Origin of the sequence: Jiangella anatolica, from assembly GCF_003236295.1 — a bacterium.
Lineage (GTDB): Bacteria > Actinomycetota > Actinomycetes > Jiangellales > Jiangellaceae > Jiangella > Jiangella anatolica.
Genome location: NZ_POTW01000049.1, coordinates 29151 through 48425, shown reverse-complemented (window position 1 = coordinate 48425; position 19275 = coordinate 29151). Strand labels below are relative to the sequence as shown.

Genomic DNA, 19275 nt, shown 5'->3' with positions numbered 1-19275 from the left:
GGCGGGTGCTGGGCGCGTTCGCGGCCGCCCGGTCGCCGCTGGACCTCGGCCCGGACGAGGCGCTCGTGCGGCTCGGCGGCCGGGTGTCGTACGTGCCGACGGCGGCGCTGATCGTCCGGCGCTCGGCGTTGGACGGGTTCGACGAGGCGCTGCGCTACGGCGAGGACGTCGACGCCGTCTGGCGGCTCGTCGCCGGGGGCGGGCGGGTCCGCTACGACCCGTCGGTCACCGTCGCGCACGCCGAGCCGGCGACCTGGCCGGCCTGGCTGCGGCGCCGTCACTCCTACGGGACGTCGGCCGGTCCGCTGGCCCGGCGGCATCCGGATCGCCTCGCCCCACTCGTCGTCGCGCCGTGGCCGGCCGCGGTGACGGCGCTGCTGCTGGCCCGCCGCCCGTTCCTCGCGGCGGCAACGGGCGCGGTCGCCTCGGCCCGGCTGGCGACCAAACTGCGAGCCGATGGCCTGCCACGGTCGATCGCGCCCGCGATGATCGCGGAGGCCACCGCAGCGACCTTCACCGGCGCCGGCCGGGCCGTCACCCAGCTGGCCCTGCCGGCCGCCGTCGCCCTGGCCGCAGGTCGGCGCCGCCGGTTGGCGACGCTCGCGGCGCTGGTCGCCGCCCCCGCCGTGCGCGACTGGCTGCGGCTGCGCCCGTCCCTCGACCCGCTGCGCTGGACCCTCGCCAGCACCGCCGACGACCTCGCCTACGGCACCGGCGTCTGGCGCGGCGCGATCCGTGCCCGCACCGCCCGCCCGCTCCTCCCGCGGCGGTCCGGCCGGGTCACGTGAGCCGGCCGGGACGCGTGCTCGCCCGATACGTGCCACCTGGCGCGGACGGCGCGCGGGAATCGCCGGTGGAGACCGCGGAGGATCTCGACCGGGTCCTCGACGAGGCGGCTGACGTGGTCCCCGGCCACGGCGTTTCCGCTGTGGAGCTCGTCTCGCCCACCGGCGCGGCCCTGGTCGTCGCCCAAGTCGGCGGAGGCATCGTGCTCGCTTGGGTCGACGCGTTCGGCCACTCGATGCACAGCGTCGGGTCCGCCGCGGCGCAGGGGACCGTCGTCTTCGGCTACAGCGACCAGCACACGGAGGTCCCCGCCGGGTTCGTCGTGCCGGCCGGGATCGGCCGGGCCGCCGCATTGGAGTTCGTCGTCGCCGGGGCGCCGTTCGTGCCGGGACTCGTGCTCGAACCCGACTGAGCTGCGCGTCAGGCGCCGAAGGTCCGGTGGAAGGCCGGCGGGATGACGAGATCGTCGGGGGTGAGGTCGTGGACGGAGGACTTGCCGAGGCCGCGCAGCGCGGAGTCGATGCCGCCGCTGAGGATGTCGAGCACGTTCTCCACCCCGGCCTGGCCGTTGGCGGCGAGGCCCCAGAGGTAGGCGCGGCCGATCATGACCGCCTTCGCGCCCAGCGCCAGCGACTTCACCACGTCGCTGCCGCGCCGGATGCCGCCGTCCTGGACGATGTCGACCTGGGCGCCGACCGCCTCGACGACGGAGCGCAGCGCGCGCACCGCGGCCGGCGTGCCGTCGAGGTTGTTGCCGCCGTGGTTGGAGACCGAGATCGCGCTGACCCCGGCGTCGACCGCGCGCTTGGCGTCGTCGACACGCATGACGCCCTTGAGCATGAACGGCCCGTCCCACTGCGACCGCAGCCAGGCGACGTCGTCCCAGGTGGCCGGCGGGGTCTGCATCCACTGGCCGTAGGCGCCGAAGAACGTCGGCGCGACGCCGTCGGCGCCCTCGAGGTTGGGCGTGGTGAGGTCGGGCAGCTTCCCGGACCGCAGGTAGCGCAGCAGCCACGCCGGATGCGGCAGCACCTGCGGCGCGAACCGCAGCATCGTCCTGAGATCCAGCCGCTCCGGGATGACCGGGCTGCCCCAGTCGCGGCCGTGGCTGAACGACCAGTCCAGCGTGAGGATCACCCCGGCGGCGCCGGCCCGGCGGGCCCGGTCGAGGACACGCGCCATCTCGTCCCGGCTGCCCAGCCAGTAGATCTGGAAGAACGTCTTCGGGTTGGCCTTGACGACCTCCTCGACGGAGCGGCTGGCGAACGAGCTCAGCCCCATCGCGGTGCCCCGGTTGGCGCCGGCTCGCGCGACGGCCACCTCGCCGTCGGGGTGGACGGCCTGCACGCCGGTGGGCGAGAGGATCACCGGCAGCGCGATGTCCTGGCCCATGACGTGGGTGGACAGGTCCCGCTTGTCCGACGTCGCGGCCACGTGCGGCGCGAACCCGAGCTCGGTGAACGCGGCGAGGTTGTCCTGCAGCGTGAGGCCCTTCTCCGAGCCGGCCACCAGCGCGCCGTACACCGACTTCGGCAGCTGCCGGCGGGCCCGCCGCTCGGCCTCGGCCACGGTCTCGAACCACTTGTTCCTGCCGAACATCGCCACCTCTGACCTCACTCGTCGGCACGCCTGTGTGCCGCTGCCCCCACAATAATGGCACCGAGGGCCAAAATGAAGCCGCGACGTCAACGGCGAACGATGCTGGTACGCTAAGTGAACAGAAGGTGAACAGCACCTGACTCGTGAGTGGCCGAAAGGAGCGGACAAGGTGACGATGACACAGGTCCAGCGCCCCACGCTCGTGGCCCGCTGGGTGACGGTGACCGACATCTCCGGGCGCACGCGGACGGAGCTGCGCTGGGTGCCGGTCGACGCGCGACCCGGACAGGTACGGGCGGCCTGACCCAGGCCTACAGCGCTCCCAGGGGCGCGACCGGCCGGCCGGTCTTCTCGCACACCCACTGCGGATCGGGCCCGAGCTCGGGCTCGATCCGCAGTTCGTGCGGCTCCTCCTCGGCACACGGCTCGCAGGAGGGCCACCGGCCCACGCCGGTGTCGAGCAGCCGGTCCTGCACGTCCTGGGCCAGCTGACCGGCGACGAACGCCGCGCCGTCCGGCCACTGCTCCACCCACCAACGGCGCTCCCGGAGCGCGGCGTCCAGCACGTCGACGGCGGCGGCGACGTCGAGCCGGCGCGCGCCGAGGTCGCGCAGGACCACCGCCCGCGCCGCCAGCAACACCTCGTCGACCACGTCGTCGATGGTGCCATCTCAATGGCACACTGATCCACGTGCGTCCGCTGCTGGAGGTCATCGCGCTTGGTCCCGGCGACGTGCCCGGCGCCGTCGAGGGCGGCGCCGACCGCCTCGAGGTCGTCGCTGACATGGACGCCGACGGCCTCACCCCGTCCCTGGACACCGTCCGCGATCTCAAGCAGGTCTGCGACCTGCCGCTGCGGGTCATGCTGCGGGCCAACGACGGCTTCTCCACCAGCGGCTCGGAGCTCGCCCGGCTGCGCATCGCCGCGCACCAGCTCGCCAACGCCGGCGCCGACGGGTTCGTCCTCGGCTTCCTCGGCCTCAACGCCGAGATCGACGTCGAGGCGACGCTGGCGCTGGCCGACGAGCTGGACGGGCGGCCGTGGACGTTCCATCGCGCCATCGACCACTGCCTCGACCTCGACGAGGCCTGGGCGGTCGTGCCTGGGCTGGCCGGCCTCGACGCGGTGCTGACCGCCGGGTCCGCGCGCGGCGTCGGCTCCGGGCTGGACGAGCTGTGCACCCGCGCGACCGGGTCCGAGACCGCCGCGCGCGTGATCATGGCAGGCGGCGGGCTGGAGCCGGATCACGTGCCCTGGCTGGCCCGGGCCGGCGTGCGCCAGTTCCACGTCGGCAGCCGGGTCCGTCCGGGCGGCTCGTGGAAGGCCTACGTCGACGCCGCGCTGGTGCGGTCGTGGCGCGTGCTCATCGACGACGCCGTGGCGGCAGCTCTGTGAGTGCCGGGAACGCCGGGGTGTGGCCGTGACGGTGCTCGTGGACCCGCCGGCCTGGCCCGGGCACGGCCGGCTCTGGTCGCACCTGGCGTCGGACGAGTCGTTCGACGAGCTGCACGAGTTCGCGGCGCGGCTGGGGCTGCCGGCCCGCGGTTTCGACGGCGACCACTACGACCTGATGGAGGCGGACTACCAGCGCGCCGTCGACGCCGGCGCCGTGCCGGTGCGCAGCCGCGAGCTGGTGGCCCGGCTGCGCGCGGCCGGACTGCGCCGCCGCAAGCGGCACTGACCCGTCAGGGGGCGGCGGCGCGCAGCAGGACCAGCTCGGTCTCCAGGTTGTGCCGCGCCGCGTGCTCCCAGCGGCGGCGGCCGTCCTCGGTGTGGAACAGCGCCGGCCGGTCCAGCAGCCGGGCCAGTACGGCGGCCCGGCCGGCGGCGAAGTCGGCGTCGGACACGTGCGCGTAGTCGTCGCGGACGGCGGACGCGTAGGCCGCGTACTGCGACGGGGTGCCGGCCAGCACGGCGAGGTCGGCGTCGCAGAGCACGGCGCCGTTGCCGTCGCCGGCCTGTGGGTCGTGCGTCGCGGTCAGCAGGACGAGCCGCTCCACCTCGTCGACCTGTGCTGCCGGCCAGCCGAGCGCCGTCAGCACCTCGCGGGCCAGCCGCGCGCTGGCCGCCTCGTCATCGCCCGGCCGCCCGTCGTAGACGGCGTCGTGGAACCAGGCGGCGAACCGGACGGCGCCGGGATCGCTCGCCGCGCCGGCCAGCTCGTCGACGGCGTCCAGGACGGCGGTCAGGTGGCCGGTCGCGTGGTAGTGACGGTGTCCCTCGCGCCAGCGGGCCAGCAGATCCGCGCCGGCCGCCGTCGCCGCGGCCGTGTCGCCGGCCAGCGCGGCCCAGCGGGCTTCCAACTCGTCCATGGGCCCCATTCTCGACTAGAATGGCGCCAGCACAGGGTTCCGTGCGCGACCTGGTGGTGGGGAGGCGCGCCGCTGAAGCGTTTCTACGGAGCCCTCTCGTGTCGCCAATCTCCTCGTACCGCCGGCTGCTCTCGCTCGCCGGTCCCGGGTACGTCATCGTCGCCTTCCTCGGCCGGCTACCGCTGGCCATGAGCCAGCTCGGCGCGCTGCTGCTGGTCTCCGACGCCACCGGCCGGTACGCCGCGGGCGGCCTGGCCGCCGGCGCGCTCGCCGTCGCGAACGCCGTCGGCGCGCCACTGGCCGGCGCCCTCGCCGATCGTGTCGGGCAGCGTCCGGTCGTGCTGGCCCAGTCGCTGACGGCGGGCGTCGCGCTCACGGCGCTGGTCGCGGCCGTCCACGCCGGCGCCGGCACCGCCGCGATGGTCGTCGCCGCCGCCGTGGCCGGGTTCACGATGCCGCAGGTCGGCCCGCTGGCCCGGGTCCGCTGGCGGCCCATCACGCACCGCACCGGCAACGCGCAGCCGCGGCTGGTCGACGCCGCGTTCGCCTACGAGGGCGCCGCCGACGAGGCGTCGTTCGTGCTCGGCCCGGCCCTGGTCGGCCTGGGCGCGGTCGCGCTGAGCCCGAGCGGTGCGCTGCTGGCCGCCGCGGCGCTGCTGGCGGTCTTCGGCTCCTGGTTCGCGCTGCATCCGACCGCTCGGCAGGCGCACGCGCTGCGTGCGTCGGCGGCCGCGCACGGCGCGGCGTTCGTCACCGTCGCGTTCCTCAGCCTGTGCCTGGCCCAGCTGCTCATCGGCGTGATCTTCGGCGCCACCCAGACCGGCACGACGGCGCTGGCGACGGACGCGGGGACGCCCGGACTGGCCGGCCTGGTGCACTCCCTGCTCGGCGTCGGCAGCGTGCTGGCGGGGCTCGCGACGGCGGCGCTGCCGGCCCGGTTCGGCTACGACAAGCGGATCCTGGTGTCCGCGATCGGGCTGGTCGTGCTGTCGTCGCCGCTGCTGCTGGCCGGGTCGCTGACGGCGCTGGTCCCGGTCGTGCTGGTGCTGGGACTGGCCGTCGCGCCGTACATGATCAGCGTGTTCGCCGCGGCCGAGCGGCAGGTGCCGCCGGCCCGCGTCGGCGCCGCGATGACGCTGCTGGCCGGCGCCACCGGCATCGGCTACGCCGTCGGGTCCGGCATCGCCGGCCGGCTGGCCGACCTGGGCGGGCACCGGCCCGCGTTCGCCGTGACGGTGACCGCCGCGGCGCTCGCGGTCCTGCTGGCCGTCGTCCGCCTGCGGACCGCCCGCCCGAATGCCCCCGTCACCACTCCCGGTGAGCTGGCAGCAGCGTCCCGGGGTTGAGGTTCCGGCCGGGGTCGACGGCCTTCAGCAGCCCGGCCATCACGTCGGTGCCGGCGGGGGAGATGTCGTCCTCCAGCCAGTGCGCGTGGTCGGTGCCGACGCCGTGGTGGTGCGAGATGGTCGCGTCGTTGTCGATGAACGACTGCTGGATCGCCTTCTTCACCACCCAGTACTGCTCGATCTGCTCGGCCGGCACGTCGGTGCTGGGCGGGAACGCGAAGGTGAAGTACAGGCAGGCGCCGGAGTGGTAGCTGTGCGACAGGTGGCACATCGCGAAGCCCGTGACGCCGATCTCGGCGTAGGCGTCGTTGGCCGCCCGGATCGTGTTCGCGTACAGGTTCATCAGCTTCGACCACGGCGCCGCGGTCTCCGACACGTCGCCGAGCGCGCCGATGTCGAGCAGGAAGTCGCGGATGTAGGGCGTGTCGAACTTCTTCTGGTCGTACAGCGCGCCCGGACCCTTGCCCAGCTTGATGCCGCCGTGCTTCTTGACGATCTTGCCGACGACGCCCTTCTCGTGCTTGAGGTGCGCGTCGGAGCCCTCGTAGCCGATGTAGGACAGGCAGGCCGCGGAGAGGTCCCAGCCGCGCCGCTCCAGCACGTTGAACAGGATCGGGCCGGCCTTGGCCGCCAACCCCTTCGACGGCTTCTGCATCGACAGCGAGAACGCGGTCTCGTTGGCGTCGGACACCCGGGTGACCGTCGGCGAGACGTCGGACTCGGAGATCTCGTGCATCGCCGCGACGGCGGCCGCCCAGGTCGGGAACAGGTACGCGACGATGTCGCGGTGCTCCGGCAGCCGGTGGACGTTCACCCATGCCTCGGTGATGACGCCGAGCCGGCCCTCGGAGCCGAGGATCATCTCGCGCACGCTCGGCCCGGACGACGTGCTCGGCAGCGGCCGCAGCACGATCACCTTGCCCGGCAGCACGACCCGCATGCCGCGGGTGATGTCGGCGATGTCGCCGTACTTGTCCGACTGCATGCCCGAGCTGCGGGTGGCGATCCAGCCGCCGAGCGTCGAGTGCTTGAAGCTGTCGGGCTGGTGGCCCATGGTCCAGCCGCGGGCGTTGAGCTGGTCCTCCAGGTCCGGGCCGAGCGCGCCGGCCTGGATCCGGGCCAGCCCGGCGGCCTCGTCGACCTCCAGCACCCGGTTCAGCCGGCCGAGGTCGAGGGACACGACGACGCGCTGCTCGGCCGGCGGCGGGGTCAGCGAGCCGGAGATGTTCGAGCCGCCGCCGAACGGGATGAGCACGCCGTCGGCCGCGACCACGGCGTCGACCACGAGCCGCACCTGGTCCTCGTCGGCCGGGTAGACGACGACGTCGGGGACGCGCGGCAGGTCGCCGGCGCGGATGCGGACGAGGTCGACCAGGCCCTTGCCGTACGTGTGCACGACCCGGTCCAGGTCGCTGGTGTCGACGTACTGCTCGCCCAGCGCGTCGCGCAGCTTCGCCGCGAGATCGTCGGGCAGCTGGGAGGCCGGCACCTTGAGGTCCTCGAACGCGGGCGGAGGCGTGCCGGGCGCGTCGAGGTCGATGCCGATCTTCTCCATGACGAACGGAGCCAGCTTCGGCTTGTCCTCGTGGGTGAAGCTGATGCCCTCGACACCCCAGCCCCACCACTTCTGGTGCTTGACACCCGTCACGACGCCTCCTCTTTCTGGGCGCGATCGCTGCCCTGTTCCGCCTGTTCGGTCTGCTCGGCGTGGTCGGCCGGCTGGGCCGGTCCGGCGGCGTCGTGCAGTGGCTTCCCCTCGGCGCCGGGGTCGCCGGTCGCCGCCATCGCGGCCACCTTCGCCTCGAGCCGTTCGGTCAGTTCACGGGTCCGCTCGCCGGGCTGCGGACGGATCGGCGCGCCGATCACCAGGGCCACCGGCGGCCGGCCCGGCTTCGGCCAGAAGTGTCCGACCGGCATCGCCTCGTGGGTGCCGATGATCGCCACGGGCACGCACGGCACGCCCTGCGCGATGCACAGCGCGGCCGCGCCCGGCTTGAACCGCTTGACGCCGCCCTCGGTGTTGCGCCGGGTGCCCTCGGGGAACACGACGACGGGGACGTTCTCGCTCAGCAGCCGGTTGGCCAGGCCGCGGCCCTTGCCCATGTCGGCGTTGGTGCGGCTGACCGGGTAGGTGTTGAAGAACACCGACGTCATCGCCTTCATCCACCACCAGCGGTAGAAGTAGTCGGCGGCGGCGTTGACGGCCATCGTGCGGGTGTAGCGCCGGGGCAGCTCGGTGACCAGCAGCGGCGCGTCGAGGTGGCTGTTGTGGTTGGCCACGACGACGAACGGGACGTCGAGCCCGTCGAGGTTCTCCGCGCCGCGCACCGACACCTTCGTCGTCAGGTGCACCACCGGGCGCAGGAGCATCCGCTGCGCGACGAACCGGGCCCAGCGATGCCAGGCCGCGTGGTACCTCTTCGTACTCGGCAGTTCGCTCATCGTCGCCCGCTCACCAGTCGTGCCGTGACCTTGCGCACCGCCGCCCGAGGGGCGTGCTCGGCCAGCCAGGCCAGGACCTTGAACCGTGCTGACGGTACCGAACGGACCCGCTTCTTCTCGACATCGGCCAGGCAGCCGGCCACCACCTGGTCCGGGTCGAGCCACAGCGACGACGGGATGGAGCCGGTCCTGATGCCGGCCCGCTGGTGGAACTCGGTGCGCACCCAGCCCGGCAGCAGCGCCGTGACCTGCACACCGGCGCCGGCCAGCTCCAGCGACAGGCTCTCGGAGTAGGTCCGGACGAATGACTTGATCGCCGAGTAGCCGCCCATCGTGATCAGCCCGGCGACCGACGACACGTTGACGATGACGCCGTGCCCGCGCTCGCGCATCGTGCGCGCGGCGGCCGCGCCGAGCACCAGGACCGCGGTGATCATCAGGTCGATCGCCTGCTCGTGCTCGCTGGTGTCGTCCGTCACCAGGCGAGCGTGCACGCCCTTGCCGGCGTTGTTGACGAAGACCTCGATCGGGGAGTCGTCGTCGGCCAGCCGGTCGGCGACGGTGTCGACCTGCGCACGGTCGGCGAGGTCGGCCGGCAGCACCTCGACGTCGACACCGTGGCGCCGGCGCAGGTCCTCGGCGGTGCTCTCCAGCCGGTCCTTGTCGCGGGCCACCAGGACCAGGTCGCAGCCGCGCGCGCCCAGCGCCTGCGCGAACGCGAGGCCGATGCCCGACGTCCCGCCGGTGATCAGCGCCCGGCCGGTGAGCAGCGGCCCGTTCATGCCCGTCGTGCTCCGCGGACGCTGCGCACGACCGGCGACAGCCGGCCCTCGGCAGTCGTGGTCCAGCTGTGCACCGGCCAGCGCTTGGACTTGGCGTACCGGTAGAGGCTGGCGTCGGGGTTGACGGCGTTCGGGTGGCCGACCGCCTCCAGCCAGGAGCGGTCGGCGTAGCTGTCGCCGTAGGCGTAGGAGGCGGTGAGGTCCAGGCCCTCGGTCCGCGCGTAGCGGCGCAGCCAGGCCGCGCGCGCCTCGCCGACCAGGGGTGGCGTGGCCAGGTGCCCGGTCCAGCGGCCGTCCTCATCGGACTCCATCTTGCCGGCCACCATGACGTCGAACAGCGGCGCCAGTGGCTCGACGAACACGTCGATCTCGCCGGTGAGCAGGACGGTGCGGTGCCCGGCCGCGCGGTGCGCCTTGATCCGCTCCAGCGCCTGCTCGAACAGGCCACGGTGCAGCGACACCGTCACCTCGTCGGCGATCACCTTGCGCAGCTCGTTCTCGTTGACGCCCTCGTAGCGGCGCATGAAGGTGCGGATGAAGTCGCCGCGGTCGCGCCGTTCGGCCTGCAGGTAGCGCGGGCCCAGCGCGACCAGGTTGCTCAGCACGACCGGCCACCGCGACAGCGGCTTGGCGGCCAGCTCGATCCACACGTAGTGCTCGACCAGCGTCGCCGCGGCGACGGTCTTCTGCAGGTCGAAGACGGCCATCACGTCGGTGCGCTGGGGCAGCTCCAGCGGCGTCGGGCCGCCGGCGCGCTCGTCGCCGCCGCTGCCGCGGGTCAGGCCGGGCACGCCGGGGATGTGGATCTTCTGCAGGTAGTGCGCCCAGTCGATCTCGGTGACGTCGAAGCCGTGGTCGGCCTTGCGGTCGTCGGGCAGCGCCGCGTGCAGCGTCCGCAGCCGGGCGTCGTCGAAGATGACCTCGGTCTCGGTGTAAGGCTGGTACAGCGAGGTGAACTTGCGCAGCGTGTCGAGGTCGCGCCGGGCCCGGTAGATGGTGGAGATCCACTTGCGCGACCGCTCGCTCGGCGGCAGCCGGTCGACGGCCTTGTCGGCGAGGTCGACGACGCGCTCGCGGCGGCGCAGCGCCCGCTCGACGACCCCGCGGTGCGGGAACGACCACGACGGGACGGCGACCAGGCCCTTGGCGTCCTTGAGCGGGTTGGCCTCGAAGTACTCGTGCACCAGCCGCAGCAGCCGGCCGAACGGCAGCGGGTTGGTGATGCCGGAGCTGACCTGGAAGTACTGCGCCTCGCCGGCCGGCGGTGGCGCGGCGGCCGCGGCCAGCGCGGCGTTGACGACGAAGTCGACCGGGATGACGTCGAGCACGGTGTCGGCCAGCGCCGGGAACTCCGGCAGCAGGCCGCGGCCGTAGGCGGCGATCAGCGGGTCGGCGACCTTGAAGCCGTCGATCCAGCCCGGGAACGGGTGCTTGAGCGACGACTCGATGATGGTCGGCCGGACGATCGTGAGGCGGTGGCCGTTGCCGGCCCAGAGGTCCTCGGCGACGCGCTCGCCCAGCGCCTTGGTGAACGTGTAGACGTCGGGCCAGCCCAGGCTCTGCGCGCGCGTGCGGCCGGCCTCGATCAGCTCGGCCCGGACCCAGTCCTGCCGGGCCTGCTCGGCGGCATCGGTGACGACGCTCGCGCCGGCCCGGCGGTGCTGCTCCTGCGCCTCGGTGAGCAGTCGGCGCAGCAGCCGCGGGTTGCGGGACAGCCGCTCGACGTCGGGCCGGGCAGTCCGTGCGTAGGCGAGCTCGGCGACGCGGTCGACCTCGTGCTCGAGGCTGCGCTCCTCGGCGATGCCCTTGCGCAGTCCGGCGACGTAGCCGGTGGAGACGTGCACGACGTGCGGGTCGGCGCCGCCGGCCAGCAGCGCGCTGTACAGCGACTCCGGACCGGACACGTTGGAGGCGAACGCCTCGTCGATCGGCAGGTCGAAGGAGACCGTCGACGCGGAGTGGATGACGACGTCGACGTCACCGGGCAGCGGCGGAAGCTCGCCGAGATCGCCCTCGAGGACGGTGACCCGCTCGCGGTACTGCCGCTCCGCCTCGTCCTCGCCGACGGCCTTGCGCCAGGGGCCGAAGACGGGCTTGCGGGACAGCCGGTCGATGCGGTCCTGAGCGCTCAGTGCGCCGCGCGGGCGCACGATCAGGCTGACCCGGGTGTCGGGGTAGCTGGACAGCAGCTTCTCCAGCAGCGCCTGTCCGACGAAGCCGGTCGCGCCGGTGAGCAGAACGTGTGCGCCGTGCAAGATCGAGTGTCCTCCGCTGGCCGTGGCGGCGCTCACCGGTGGGTTCCCAGGGCGCCGCGTCCGGCTCGTGCCAGGTCGAAGTCAGATGCCATGCGCCCTCCCCAGGCAGTGCCGTCGCTCGCTGTCGAGCGATGTTTCGGGGGGTGCCGATGACCCCGTCACGCCGTGCAGACAATACACAGAATGTAGCCCTTCGCGGGCATGCCCATCGTATCGCTACTGGTGAGTCAGTGGATCGGGCAGCGGCTCGCGATGCACGACGGTGAGCGACGAGACCGCCCGGGTGAGCACGACGTAGAGCCGGCGAAGCCCCGCCGGCTCGGCCGCGACGATGGCGGCCGGCTCGGCGACGACGACGTGGTCGTACTCCAGGCCCTTGGCGAGGGTGGCCGGCACCAGCGTGACCCGGTGGTCGTCGGCCAGTTGGCCGTGGGCGATCCCGGCCCGGTCCAGCGCGGCGGCGGTCTCCGCGACGGCGGCGTCGGCGACGATGACGCCGACCGAGCCCTCCCGGGCGGCCACGTCGGCCACGGCCCCGACGACCGCGCCTGGGTCGTCGGCCCGGACGATGGCGAGGCGGCCAGGATTGGACCGGACCGGCTCCGGCGGCGCGATGCCGGGCGCGATCACCGGCAGCAGCCGGCCGGCGAACTCCACGACGGCGGCCGGGACGCGGTAGCCCTTGCGCAGGATCTCCAGGTGCGCGTCGTCGCGGGCGAGGTGGCGCAGGGCCTCCGGCCAGGACGGCGTCGCCCACGGGGTGGTGCCCTGGGCGATGTCGCCGAGGACGGTCAGCGAGCCGGTGCCGGCGCGGCGGCCGACCGCGCGCAGCTCCATCGGGGACAGATCCTGCGCCTCGTCCAGTACGACGTGCCCGACGCCGGGGACCCGCTCCAGCGCCGCCCGCGCCTCGTCGACCAGGACGGCGTCGGCGTGCGACCACGGCGCCGTCTTCGGGCCGCGGGCGGGCTTGCGCCACAGCAGCGTCCGTTGCTCGTCGGCGTCGAGGATCCCGTCGGCGGCCGCCGCCAGCAGCTCCGGCTCGCTGAGCAGCCGCATGACCAGCTTCACCGGGTCCAGCGCCGGCCACAGCCGGTCGACGTAGTCCTTCACCGGCCGGGATCGGGCGACGGCGTTCTGGACCCGGTCGTCGGTGATCTCGCCGGCCGCCTCCATCCGCAGCAGGATCCGGTGCGCCAGCCGCTGGCCGAGCAGCGCCCGCGCCGTCGTGTAGCCGTCGCCGCGCTCGCGCAGCGTCCGGATCGCGTCGGCGGCCTCGTGCACCGGGACCCGCCAGCGCCGGGTGCCGCGGGTGACGTAGAGCGTCTCCGTGGGCTCGGCGAGGTGCGACCAGATCGCGTTGCGGATGACATCGCTCATCCGGGCGCCGCCCTTGAGCGTCGCCGTCTCCGGGTCGTCGGCGCCGCGGATCGGCACGCCGTCGACCAGCTCGGCGACGGTGACCTGGCGGACGTCGACCTCGCCGAGCGTCGGCAGGACCTGGGCGATGTAGTGCAGGAAGGCCTGGTTCGGGCCGATCACGAGCACGCCGGTGCGGGCCAGCCGCTCGCGGTACGTGTGCAGCAGGTAGGCGGCACGGTGCAGCCCGACGGCGGTCTTCCCGGTGCCCGGCGCGCCCTGCACGCACACCGTCGTGTCCAGGCCGGCCCGGACCACCTCGTCCTGCTCGGGCTGGATGGTCGCGACGATGTCGCGCATCGGCCCGACGCGCGGCCGCTCGATCTCCTCGGTGAGGATCCGGCTGGTGACGTCGGCCTCGCCCGGGTCGAGCAGATGCTCGTCCTCGTAGGACGTCAGCTCGCCGCCGGCGAACCCGTAGCGGCGGCGCAGCGTGACGCCGTGCGGGTCGTCGCGCGTGGCCCGGTAGAAGGCGCGGGACACGTCCGCCCGCCAGTCGACCACCATCGGGTCGCCGTGGCCGTCCATGACGTGCCGGCGGCCGATGTGAAACGTCTCGCTGCTGCCGTGGTCGATGCGGCCGAAGAACAGCGGCAGCGTCGGATCGTCCTCCAGCGCCTTGGCCCGCCGGTAGAGCGAGGCCTTGAGGTACTCGGTGGAGACGTGGTCCGCGCTCTGTGCCGTCAGCGACAGCGTGTGCTCACGCATGGCCTGGAGGTCGGCCCGGGCGCGGCGCAGGTGCTCGCGCTCGGACTGCAGGACGGGGTCGGCGGACACGGGCGGCCTCCAGGGGCTCGGCGGAAGATGGGGCTTTCCGACGGCCCGGTGATCCGGTCCGGTCGCGAAGGGCACAAGACCCTAGTTCGCGTACCGCACCGTGTCCACCGAATTTCCGGTCAGCTCTCGCGGAGGAGGTCCTCGGCGTCGGCGATCTGGTAGGCGTAGCCCTGCTCGGCGAGGAAGCGCTGACGGTGCTGGGCGTAGTCCTGGTCGACGGTGTCGCGGACGATCACCGAGTAGAACCGGGCGGTGCGGCCGTCGGACTTGGGCCGCAGGATCCGGCCGAGCCGCTGTGCCTCCTCCTGCCGCGAGCCGAACGTGCCGGACACCTGGATGGCGACGCTGGCCTCGGGCAGGTCGATGGAGAAGTTCGCCACCTTGCTGACGACCAGCGTGCGCACCTCGCCGGCGCGGAAGGCGTCGAACAGCCGCTGCCGCTCGCGCACCGTCGTCTCGCCCTTGATGACCGGCGCGTCGAGCCGCTCGCCGATCTCGTCCAGCTGCTCCAGGTACTGGCCGATGACCAGCATCTGCTCGCCGGCGTGCCGCTTGACCAGGCTCTCGACGACGCGGGTCTTGGCGTCGGTGCACGACGCCAGCCGGTAGCGCTCGTCCGGCTCGGCCGTCGCGTAGGCCAGCCGCTCGCCGTCGGACAGGGTGACGCGGACCTCGACGCAGTCGGCCGGGGCGATCCAGCCCTGGTTCTCGATCTCCTTCCAGGGCGCGTCGTAGCGCTTCGGGCCGATCAGCGTGAACACGTCGTCCTCGCGGCCGTCCTCGCGCACCAGCGTCGCCGTCAGGCCGAGCCGGCGCCGGGCCTGCAGGTTCGCCGTCATCCGGAAGATCGGCGCCGGCAGCAGGTGCACCTCGTCGTAGACGATGAGGCCCCAGTCGCGGGCGTCGAGCAGCTCCAGGTGCGGGTAGACGCCCTTCCGCCGGGTGGTCAGCACCTGGTAGGTGGCGATCGTGACCGGGCGGACCTCCTTCTTCTGGCCGGAGTACTCGCCGATCTCGTCCTCGGTGAGGCTGGTGCGCTTGACCAACTCGTCGCGCCACTGCCGGGCCGCGACGGTGTTCGTCACCAGGATCAGCGTGGTGGCGCCGGCCCGGGCCATCGCGGCGGCGCCGACCAGCGTCTTGCCCGCGCCGCAGGGCAGCACGACCACGCCGGAACCGCCGTGCCAGAAGCCGTCGGCCGCCTCGCGCTGGTACGGCCGCAGCGTCCAGCCGTCCTCGGCCAGCGCGATCGGGTGCGCCTCGCCGTCGACGTAGCCGGCGCTGTCCTCGGCCGGCCAGCCCAGCTTGACCAGCGCCTGCTTGAGGTTGCCGCGCTCGGACGGGTGCACGACGACGGTGTCGGGGTCGAGCCGGGTGCCCACCAGCGGAACGACCCGCTTGGACCGCAGCACCTCCTCGAGGACTGCGCGGTCGGTGCTGACGAGGACCAGCCCGTGGACGGGGTGGCTCTCCAGCCGCAGCCGGCCGTACCGGGCCATCGTCTCGGCGACGTCGACGAGCAGGGCGTGCGGAACGGGGTACCTGGAGTAGTTGAGCAGTGTGTCGACGACCTGCTCGGCGTCGTGGCCGGCGGCCCGGGCGTTCCACAGGCCGAGCGGGGTGAGTCGATACATGTGCACGTGTTCGGGGGCGCGCTCCAGCTCGGCGAAGGGCGCGATCGCGCGGCGGCAGTCGTCGGCCTGCTCGTGGTCGACCTCGAGGAGGAGCGTCTTGTCACTCTGGACGATCAGAGGTCCGTCGTTCACCGCCCCATTGTCACGCACCGGCGGCGGCGATCACGAATCCGGACACTCCGGACGCGCCGGGAACGCGGGCGGCTCCACGGGAGTTCGAGACGTGAGGCACAATGTCCCGCGACCTATCGGCAGCACGTCCCGATCCGGCGAAGGAGGCAGTCCGCGTAGGGGGCACGAACGCGGCGGGCAGCGATGAGCAGCGACGAGAGGGGCGGTCGACGGAGCCGGGGACGCCGGCACGGCGGTGGCGTCAGTCCGGCGGACTACCGTCGCTTCCTGCGCCAGGTCGGCGTCGGCGCGCTGATCCCGGGCGCGGGGCTGATCTCGGCCGGCCGCAAGAAGCTCGGCTGGACGATGGTCGTGCTGTTCGTGCTGCTGGCGGCGGGCGCCGCCGTCTATGCCGTGCGCAGCGGCCGGTCCGGGCTGATCGACGCCGGCACCGACACCGGCACGCTGAACCTCATCACCGCCGGCCTGATCGCCGTCGCCGCCGTCTGGCTGCTCACCGCGCTGGTCAGCCTGTATCTGCTGCAGCCGCACGGGCTGCGGGCGCCGCAGCGGCTGCTGTCGGCGCTGATCGTGGTGGTCGTCGCCTCGCTGGTGATCAGCCCGCTCAGCATCGGCAGCCGGTACGCGTACACGCAGCGCGACCTGATCGGCAACGTCTTCGCCGACGACGACACGCCGAGCCTCACCGTCCCGGACTCCTCCGACGAGGACCCGTGGGCCGGCCAGGAGCGGGTCAACGTGCTGATCCTCGGCTCCGACGCCGGACCCGGCCGCGAGGAGACCCGCACCGACACCATCATGGTCGCCAGCATCAACACCGAGACCGGCGACACCGCGCTGTTCTCGTTGCCGCGCAACCTGCTCAACGTGCCGATGCCGGCAGGCACCCCGCTGGCCGAGGCGTACCCGGACGGCTTCCGCGGTCCTGAGGAGGACGCGTACTACTGGCTCTCCTCGATGTACCGGTTCGTGCCATACGAGTTCCCGGAGTTCTTCGAGGGCATCCCCGACCCCGGCGCCGAGGCGATGAAGCTGGTCGTCGGCGAGGTGCTCGGGCTGGACCTCCACTACTACGTCATGGTCAACCTGCGCGGCTTCCAGTACCTGGTCGACGCGCTCAACGGCATCGACCTCGACGTGCCGTACCGGATCCCGATCGGCACCAAGGAGCAGTGGGGCGGCTGCACCGAGGCGAAGGGCTGGATCGAGCCCGGCGACGACCAGCATCTCGACGGCTACCACGCGCTCTGGTTCGCCCGCGCCCGCTGCGGCCCCGGCCCGGTCTCTGACGACTACGAGCGGATGCGCCGGCAGCGCTGCGTCATCGGCGCGATCGCCGAGCAGGCCAACCCGCGGACGCTGCTGACCCGCTACCAGGCGCTCGCGTCGGCGGCCGAGAACACCATGTCGACCGACATCACCCAGGCGCGACTGTCGGACTTCGCCGAGCTGGCGCTGAAGGTCCAGGAGGCCGGCGGCCTGCGCAGCCTGCCGTTCACCGACGACATCATCCAGTACCACGACCCCGACTACGAGCTGATCCGCCAGTTCGTGCAGGACTCGCTGAACCCGCCCGCCGAGACGCCGCCGCCGGCGGAGGACCCGGACGCCGCCGAAGGACCGGCCGGCACGGCGACCGAGCCCCCGGCGGACGACGCGCCGACGGACGACGCGCCGACGGACGCTCCGACCGAGGAGTCGGAGGAGTCGGAGGAGTCGCCGGACGAGGGCGCGACGCCGGGCAGCACCGAGACGCCGAACGACGCCGACGGCGCGGTGAACGTCGACGAGGTCTGCTGACGCCCCCGACTACCCCATGATCATCAATGATCCAACCACGCATAGTGGGTTGGATCATTGATGATCATGGGGCGGGGTCGGGTCAGGCGAGGCGCACGTCGACGCCGGCGGCGCGCAGCGCGGTCAGCTCGTCCTCCGGCGCGCTGGGGTCGGTGACCAGCACGTCGATCTGGTCGGCGTCGCAGATGCGGGCGAACGCGCGGCGCCCGATCTTCTCGCCGACGCCGGCGGCGACGACGCGGCCGGCGCGCTGCACCATCAGCGCGTCGATGCCGGCCTCGCCGACGTGGCGGCAGGACGCGCCGCCGGACGCCGTCAGCCCGTCGATGCCGAGGATGAGCACGTCCAGCCACAGCTCGTTGAGGACCAGCGTGGCCAGCGGACCGGTCATCTCGTAGGACTGCGGTCGCGCCACGCCGCCGAGCGAGACGGTGCGGATGTGCGGGCGCAGCACCATCTCGGTGGCGATGTTCAGCGCGTTGGTGACGACCGTCAGCGTGTGCTCGCCGGAGTGCGGCCCGTGCTCGATGCGGGCGGCCAGCCGGCGCGCCGTCGCCGACGTCGTCGTGCCGCCGTTGAACCCGACCACCATGCCGGGCTCGACGAGGTCGGCGGCCAGCGCGGCGATGCGCTCCTTCGGGTCGCTGCCGGACGTCGCGCGGTAGCGGGCCGGCAGGTCGTACGCGACCGCCGTCGCCACCACGCCGCCGTGGGTGCGGGTGACCAGTTGCTGGCGGGCCAGCTCGGTGAAGTCGCGGCGGACGGTCGCCTCGGACACCGACAGCGCCGACGCGGTCTCGGTGACGCTGAGCCGGCCACGCTCGGCGAGCAGGTCGAGCATCTGCCGCCAGCGGCGCGCGCGGTCGTGCGCCTGCCCGCCCAGGTCGGCGCCGGCGTCTCCGTCCGGCTGGTCGGTCACGACGGCGTCCCCCTCACCTGACCGCCCGGCGGTCACTCCGCCACCAGTCTCTTCTCGATCCGAGTGAACGGCACGATACCGCGACCACCTACTGGCCGGTGGCTTGCGCGACTCTGCGCGAATCATGCCCGATTCGATCGCTAGAATGCAGGCGTCGAGGTTCGGCGGCACAAGAGGGGACACCATCGATGAGCGAACACGTACGGGCGGAGATCGCCAGCCAGCCGGCCTGCTGGGCCCGTGCGGCCGGCCTGCTCGACGACGCCCGGCGGGTGCTCCCGGCGCCTGGCGAGCGGGTCGCCGTCGTCGGCTGCGGCACGTCCTGGTTCATGGCGATGTCCTATGCCGCGCTGCGGGAACGGGCCGGACTCGGCGAGACCGACGCGTTCGCCGCCTCCGAGGCGCCGCTCGGCCGCGACTACGACGCCGTCGTCGCGATCTCCCGGTCCGGCACGACCACCGAGGTGCTGGACCTGCTGGGTTCGTTCGAGGGTCGCGCTGTGGCCCTGACGGCGGTCGGCGATTCGCCGGTGGTGGCCGCGGCGTCGAGCTCGCTCGTCCTCGACTTCGCCGACGAGCGGTCGGTCGTGCAGACCCGGTTCGCGACGTCGGCGCTCGCGCTGCTGCGTGCGCACCTCGGGCACGACCTCGCGCCGGTCATCGCCGACGCGGAGAAGGCGCTGGCCGAGCCGCTGGACGGGCTCACCGACATCGAGCAGGCGACGTTCGTCGGGCGCGGCTGGACGATCGGGCTGGCGCACGAGGCGGCGCTGAAGCTGCGTGAGTCGGCGCAGTTCTGGGCCGAGGCGTATCCGGCGATGGACTACCGGCACGGACCGGTGGCGATCGCCCAGCCGGGCCGGCTGGTGTGGTCGTTCGGCCCGCCGCCGGCCGGTCTGGCTTCCGAGGTGGCCGCCACGGGGGCGACGTTCGTCGATGGCTCGCTGGATCCGCTGGCGCAGCTGGTGGTGGCTCAGCGGCTGGCGGTGGCGCTGGCCGAGGCGCGTGGTCTGGATCCGGACCGGCCGCGGCACCTCACCCGCTCCGTCGTCCTGCCTGGCGGCTGAGGTG

The 19275-nt window shown here is 73.3% G+C and carries 17 protein-coding genes and 1 pseudogene; 8 read left to right on the top strand and 10 right to left on the bottom strand.

Going from position 1 to position 19275, the window contains the following annotated elements; genetic code table 11:
- Together C1I92_RS33925 and C1I92_RS33920 are read left to right on the top strand one after the other, a co-directional pair.
- A pseudogene (locus C1I92_RS33925) lies at positions 1 to 788 on the top strand (mycofactocin biosynthesis glycosyltransferase MftF); the annotation flags it as partial.
- Positions 789 to 853: 65 nt separating this feature from the next.
- Positions 854 to 1198, top strand: coding sequence for an Imm1 family immunity protein (locus tag C1I92_RS33920; RefSeq protein ID WP_158564203.1), 345 nt, complete (start codon positions 854 to 856; stop codon positions 1196 to 1198).
- Positions 1199 to 1206: 8 nt separating this feature from the next.
- On the opposite strand, the gene mftD is transcribed toward C1I92_RS33920, so the two are convergent.
- The gene (mftD, locus tag C1I92_RS19340) at positions 1207 to 2385 is read right to left on the bottom strand and encodes a pre-mycofactocin synthase MftD (RefSeq protein WP_111256289.1); all 1179 of its coding nucleotides are present in this window, start codon (positions 2383 to 2385) and stop codon (positions 1207 to 1209) included.
- Between the two features lie 169 nt (positions 2386 to 2554).
- Between mftD and C1I92_RS35325 the strand changes: the two genes are divergently transcribed.
- A complete protein-coding gene (locus C1I92_RS35325; RefSeq protein WP_267896758.1) occupies positions 2555 to 2689 on the top strand; it encodes a hypothetical protein in 135 nt (44 codons plus the stop codon).
- Between the two features lie 7 nt (positions 2690 to 2696).
- Here the strand turns inward: C1I92_RS35325 and C1I92_RS19335 are convergent, their stop codons facing one another.
- On the bottom strand, positions 2697 to 3038 hold the full coding sequence (locus tag C1I92_RS19335; protein WP_233507098.1) for a DUF8819 family protein: 342 nt from the start codon (positions 3036 to 3038) through the stop codon (positions 2697 to 2699).
- Between the two features lie 38 nt (positions 3039 to 3076).
- Here C1I92_RS19335 and C1I92_RS19330 point away from each other — a divergent pair, with 38 nt between their 5' ends.
- The gene (locus C1I92_RS19330; RefSeq protein ID WP_111256281.1) at positions 3077 to 3781 is read left to right on the top strand and encodes a copper homeostasis protein CutC; all 705 of its coding nucleotides are present in this window, start codon (positions 3077 to 3079) and stop codon (positions 3779 to 3781) included.
- A 25-nt stretch (positions 3782 to 3806) separates the two neighbouring features.
- Positions 3807 to 4067: a DUF4031 domain-containing protein gene (locus C1I92_RS19325; protein WP_111256288.1), complete on the top strand. Its 261-nt coding sequence runs from the start codon at positions 3807 to 3809 to the stop codon at positions 4065 to 4067.
- Between the two features lie 4 nt (positions 4068 to 4071).
- Here the strand turns inward: C1I92_RS19325 and C1I92_RS19320 are convergent, their stop codons facing one another.
- Positions 4072 to 4698: an HD domain-containing protein gene (locus C1I92_RS19320; protein ID WP_111256280.1), complete on the bottom strand. Its 627-nt coding sequence runs from the start codon at positions 4696 to 4698 to the stop codon at positions 4072 to 4074.
- Between the two features lie 98 nt (positions 4699 to 4796).
- On the opposite strand from C1I92_RS19320, the gene C1I92_RS19315 reads away from it, so the two are divergent.
- Positions 4797 to 6044, top strand: coding sequence for an MFS transporter (locus C1I92_RS19315; protein ID WP_199521380.1), 1248 nt, complete (start codon positions 4797 to 4799; stop codon positions 6042 to 6044).
- On the opposite strand, the gene C1I92_RS19310 is transcribed toward C1I92_RS19315, so the two are convergent.
- The 6 genes from C1I92_RS19310 to C1I92_RS19285 form a co-directional block, all read right to left on the bottom strand.
- Entirely contained in the window at positions 6004 to 7692 is a 1689-nt protein-coding gene (locus tag C1I92_RS19310) for an FAD-binding oxidoreductase (protein WP_111256278.1), read from the bottom strand. The two genes, C1I92_RS19315 and C1I92_RS19310, sit on opposite strands and share 41 nt — an antisense overlap.
- Positions 7689 to 8486, bottom strand: coding sequence for a lysophospholipid acyltransferase family protein (locus C1I92_RS19305; RefSeq protein WP_111256277.1), 798 nt, complete (start codon positions 8484 to 8486; stop codon positions 7689 to 7691). The genes C1I92_RS19310 and C1I92_RS19305 overlap by 4 nt, the downstream gene beginning before the upstream one ends.
- Positions 8483 to 9268, bottom strand: coding sequence for an SDR family NAD(P)-dependent oxidoreductase (locus C1I92_RS19300; protein ID WP_111256276.1), 786 nt, complete (start codon positions 9266 to 9268; stop codon positions 8483 to 8485). The genes C1I92_RS19305 and C1I92_RS19300 overlap by 4 nt, the downstream gene beginning before the upstream one ends.
- Complete coding sequence (locus C1I92_RS19295; RefSeq protein ID WP_199521379.1) at positions 9265 to 11523, bottom strand: HAD-IB family hydrolase; 2259 nt, start codon at positions 11521 to 11523, stop codon at positions 9265 to 9267. Before C1I92_RS19295 ends, C1I92_RS19300 begins: the two co-directional genes overlap by 4 nt.
- 216 nt (positions 11524 to 11739) lie before the next feature.
- The gene (locus tag C1I92_RS19290; protein WP_233507097.1) at positions 11740 to 13719 is read right to left on the bottom strand and encodes a HelD family protein; all 1980 of its coding nucleotides are present in this window, start codon (positions 13717 to 13719) and stop codon (positions 11740 to 11742) included.
- Positions 13720 to 13838: 119 nt separating this feature from the next.
- The gene (locus C1I92_RS19285; RefSeq protein WP_111256274.1) at positions 13839 to 15485 is read right to left on the bottom strand and encodes a DNA repair helicase XPB; all 1647 of its coding nucleotides are present in this window, start codon (positions 15483 to 15485) and stop codon (positions 13839 to 13841) included.
- 183 nt (positions 15486 to 15668) lie between these two features.
- On the opposite strand from C1I92_RS19285, the gene C1I92_RS19280 reads away from it, so the two are divergent.
- Entirely contained in the window at positions 15669 to 17285 is a 1617-nt protein-coding gene (locus C1I92_RS19280; protein ID WP_111256273.1) for an LCP family glycopolymer transferase, read from the top strand.
- Positions 17286 to 17367: 82 nt separating this feature from the next.
- Here C1I92_RS19280 and C1I92_RS19275 read toward each other — a convergent pair whose 3' ends face one another.
- Positions 17368 to 18126, bottom strand: coding sequence for a DeoR/GlpR family DNA-binding transcription regulator (locus C1I92_RS19275; RefSeq protein WP_111256286.1), 759 nt, complete (start codon positions 18124 to 18126; stop codon positions 17368 to 17370).
- Between the two features lie 266 nt (positions 18127 to 18392).
- Here C1I92_RS19275 and C1I92_RS34540 point away from each other — a divergent pair, with 266 nt between their 5' ends.
- Positions 18393 to 19271: an SIS domain-containing protein gene (locus tag C1I92_RS34540; RefSeq protein ID WP_199521378.1), complete on the top strand. Its 879-nt coding sequence runs from the start codon at positions 18393 to 18395 to the stop codon at positions 19269 to 19271.
- The last annotated feature ends 4 nt before the right edge of the window (positions 19272 to 19275 follow it).

What these genes read in the sequence shown, in the direction of transcription:
- C1I92_RS19275 (WP_111256286.1), bottom strand. Translation starts at nt 18,126, where the DNA reads ATGCTCGACCTGCTCGCCGAGCGTGGCCGGCTCAGCGTCACCGAGACC.
- C1I92_RS19305 (WP_111256277.1), bottom strand. Translation starts at nt 8,486, where the DNA reads ATGAGCGAACTGCCGAGTACGAAGAGGTACCACGCGGCCTGGCATCGC.
- C1I92_RS19320 (WP_111256280.1), bottom strand. Translation starts at nt 4,698, where the DNA reads ATGGACGAGTTGGAAGCCCGCTGGGCCGCGCTGGCCGGCGACACGGCC.
- mftD (WP_111256289.1), bottom strand. Translation starts at nt 2,385, where the DNA reads ATGTTCGGCAGGAACAAGTGGTTCGAGACCGTGGCCGAGGCCGAGCGG.
- C1I92_RS19280 (WP_111256273.1), top strand. Translation starts at nt 15,669, where the DNA reads ATGAGCAGCGACGAGAGGGGCGGTCGACGGAGCCGGGGACGCCGGCAC.
- C1I92_RS34540 (WP_199521378.1), top strand. Translation starts at nt 18,393, where the DNA reads ATGAGCGAACACGTACGGGCGGAGATCGCCAGCCAGCCGGCCTGCTGG.
- C1I92_RS19300 (WP_111256276.1), bottom strand. Translation starts at nt 9,268, where the DNA reads ATGAACGGGCCGCTGCTCACCGGCCGGGCGCTGATCACCGGCGGGACG.